This window comes from Richelia intracellularis HH01 (assembly GCF_000350105.1).
Classification (GTDB): domain Bacteria; phylum Cyanobacteriota; class Cyanobacteriia; order Cyanobacteriales; family Nostocaceae; genus Richelia; species Richelia intracellularis.
In genome coordinates this window covers 1-3,700 of the sequence record NZ_CAIY01000043.1, presented here as the reverse complement: position 1 = coordinate 3,700, position 3,700 = coordinate 1, and the positions used below count along the sequence as shown (strand labels likewise).

At 28.2% G+C, this 3,700-nt stretch carries 1 protein-coding gene; it reads right to left on the bottom strand.

Annotated features, from left to right (window positions below):
* Positions 1-553: 553 nt before the first annotated feature.
* Positions 554-1,795: an FG-GAP repeat domain-containing protein gene (locus RINTHH_RS04910; RefSeq protein WP_231291159.1), complete on the bottom strand. Its 1,242-nt coding sequence runs from the start codon at positions 1,793-1,795 to the stop codon at positions 554-556.
* Positions 1,796-3,700: the final 1,905 nt, after the last annotated feature.

The following is a 3,700-nucleotide window of genomic DNA, read 5'->3' as shown; positions in this document are numbered from 1 at the left end:
TAAAAGAACAGAAATTATAGCAGTATTACAAATTATTTTACTTGCATTTTTATATACTGAGATCAATGATAATTTACAAAAATTTTAATTATCATAATTTTTTATCTAATTAAATATATATAAGGTAATATAGACAATCAATACCTTATAAACTACCATAATACTTCATATTGACTCAGTTGGTAATTGAAACCACTTTATTATTAAATCCTGTACTTGTATCATTTGTATGAGAATTTTACTTTATTCAAAATATTAAGAATTTAGTCTAAAGTACTTTTAAAGTTTAATGTGTCAGCTTTTATAAAGCTAACAAGAAGTAAGCTATGCAAAAAAATATATCTAAATCTATATGGAAAACTAAATTTATGAGAGTAAAACTTAGCTTAGAATAAGCATATACAAGCATTAATTAAAAATAAGCGGGTGGTAAATGCACATCAGGTATAACCAATAAAATTCCCGCTCTATTCAAAAAACTAACCTAAACATTTTTTAAGTTTGTAATCTGAATATAAACCATAAAATTAGATAGTCAATGTAGGCAGATTATCTAAAAAGTAATCCATTCCTGGGAAAGTGTATTTATAGGAGTTGTATTAGGACTTACTGTATCAGCTAGAGTGACAAAATTCTCACCAGTAGCAGAATTGCGCCAAAGAATATCTGTATCACCATCGCCATCATAATCAGCGATGGTACTATCAATACCAAGGCCAGAATTTGGTAACTCATTCTTAGATACATTTTCTCCATCCATTAACCAAATGTTACTTCCTCCAGTTTCTTTGTTATGCCAGAGTAAATCCATCTTGCCATCACCGTTGAAGTCACCTATACCAGATTCCCAACCAGCGTCGACTATATCTAAAGTGGTAGCATTATGTTGATTACCATTCATTTGCCATAGGACATTTTCACCACTTGTAGAATTATGCCAAAGAACATCTGTAACGAAGTCTCCATTGAAGTCACCCATTTTATAGTCCCAACCGGCACCAAAGCTTTCTAAGGCTGTTTCATCAGCTTTAGTCCCATTCATAAACCAGATGGCATTTTCTCCAGTTTCATTGTTATGCCAGAAAATATCTGTGTTGAAATTGGGGTTAAATTCACCAATAGTATAACTCCAGGATGAATCCTTATTAGCTAAAGTTTTCTGGGATAATTTGGTTGTACCATCCATTAACCAAGCACTGTTCTCTCCTGTAATTTGATTTCGTAGGAAAATGTCAGTCTTACCATCACCATTAAAATCTGCAACACTATAGTCTATACCTGGATCGACATTGCCTATAGAAGCTTCAGAAGAAATGTTAGTACCTTCCATTAACCACATAGTCATTTCCCCTGTTTGGAGATTTTGCCAGACTATATCTGTTTTACCATCAAAATTAAAATCTCCAATTTTAAAATTAGAGCCTGACATTGTTTTTAAATCTGCTTCAGAAGAAATATTGGAGCCATCCATGAGCCAAACTTTAGTATCTCCTGTTTTAGTATTGTACCAAAATTTGTCATCATTTCCATCACCATCAAAGTCAGGGAAAATGGCCGGACTATTAATGTAAGGACTAGGATTAGGACCACTAGGAATTGGCAAGCCTGGTAAATTTATTGGAAACAATATGTTCTGATTAATTGCTGATATATCAGGAGAGGAAGAACCATAAAAATTTTCCATTGATATATCATTCTTTTCAAAGATATTTGGTGATGATGTTGTCGTATATAATTTGGGACCATCTTGTGAAAGATGATCAGTACTGGAAGTAGTTGTTTTACAAGAGAACATTTTGTTGAGTTATTAACTAGTTTCAATACTTTTTTATCTCACTTTTTAAATCTGCTTCAAGTACATTGGAAACAAATTTATGATGTTTATCACTTTAATAATAAAATCAGAGAAATATTTTGTTTACAGGCTGATAAATGCATCTTAAACAACATTTATTTTGCAACAAAATATGAATTGTTAAAAACATGATTATTTTATCCTAGTGTGTTTAAACATGGATAATTTTTGCTCTAATAATAGATATCAGTATTTAATTCTTTACAAGATATTAAAAAATCAGTAGCTCTGAAAAATATTATAGGTAGTGAATAGATAAATAGTAAATAGTCCACTTATGAATTATATAACCAAGAATTACCTCAATAGAATAGCATATATGGGGTAGATTTTTAGGAACCGATAAAGATTAGAAATCAAGTAACTAGATGCATTAATATCAATAGTTAAACCACTGACAAAAAAACATATTGAGCAAGAGAGTATTGGATTGTTTACCAATAATTTTATAGTACTTTCTATAAATGAATGGACTTACTAAGTAACCATAAAAATAAAAATTTAACTTTCCTAGCAAAAAGTAAAGTTTTCCCATCAATCACTTATAAATGACAGGTAATCACAAGAGTCTATTTAATTTAAGTTACTATTCCTAATTATATTAGTTAGGAAAGAAAAATGATCTTACATGATTAATATATAGTTGAATAATATTTTGGATGGGTCATATTTCCCACAATAAGTAATAAATTGTTATGATTCATTTGCTCAATTTATTTTCAAGCCTTAATAAGTCAAAGATTTTTTAGAAGCCTAAAGAATATCTCATAAACTATCCTAAATTAGGATAGTTTATGAGATATTGACTATTATTGCTAGACTATAAAGTTATTATCCAGATTATTAGATACTTTTCTATAGTAACTTTAAAACCTATAATTATGGAGTAATTAACCTAATTTTTAATCTCTGATACCTTTTTAAATATCTACTGAATATTCAAGTAGTAGTAGAAAGTTAATTATAAACAGTTTAATTTTAACTAAAGAGGTTAAGTATTATTTAATATTTAGTACAATACTTATTTGCATTAGATGGATAATAATGAAAAGGCAAACATCATATTCAAAAACATTAAAAATAGCTGCATCATACCTTAATTATAATTTGATACATATTTACCATAAGTATTTCTTCAAAAGCATGGTAATGAAATGGTTTCATTACCATGCTTTTGAAGAAATACTTATTTATTGAGCCCTTTCATAAATCTCAATCTAGCATACAGGAAAAGTCGAGAGATATCAGTTAATAAATGAAGATAATTTATCAACTGATATCTCTTAATTTAGCATAAACTTACTCTATTCTGAATAGTTTCTCGCAGATATAAACTAATTTCTTATTCTAATACATAGACTAATACGTAGAAATCAAAATGAAGGGTGAAAAAGTTATGGATATTGAAGCTATCTATTAGTGAATATATCTATGTAAGTTATTACATAATACTATTAGGCTATTTACATAGCCTAATACTTATGGAAACAATAAACAAGAATTATTCAAGGGTTTGTTACTGATAAATAATAATAATATTGATGGTACCAACTATAATGATATCTAATTGACTAAGACCTACATTTTCATTCTTTTGCTTTTATATAAAGTCACTGCCTATTATCTTTGTTTATGGCTTATGAATGTACTAATATTATGCTTTCTGAAATTAAGAAGTCCTAAATAAATTTAAATGAAGACAGTGATAAAGCAAACTTATTGCTATATATTTTCAGATTTATGTTATTTTTTGTTAGCTTTTGATTAGTTTGATATATTTAAAGTGATTAACTTATTAATTTAGCTTGCCATAACTAGTTTCTTATAAGAAGATATTTGCTTTAT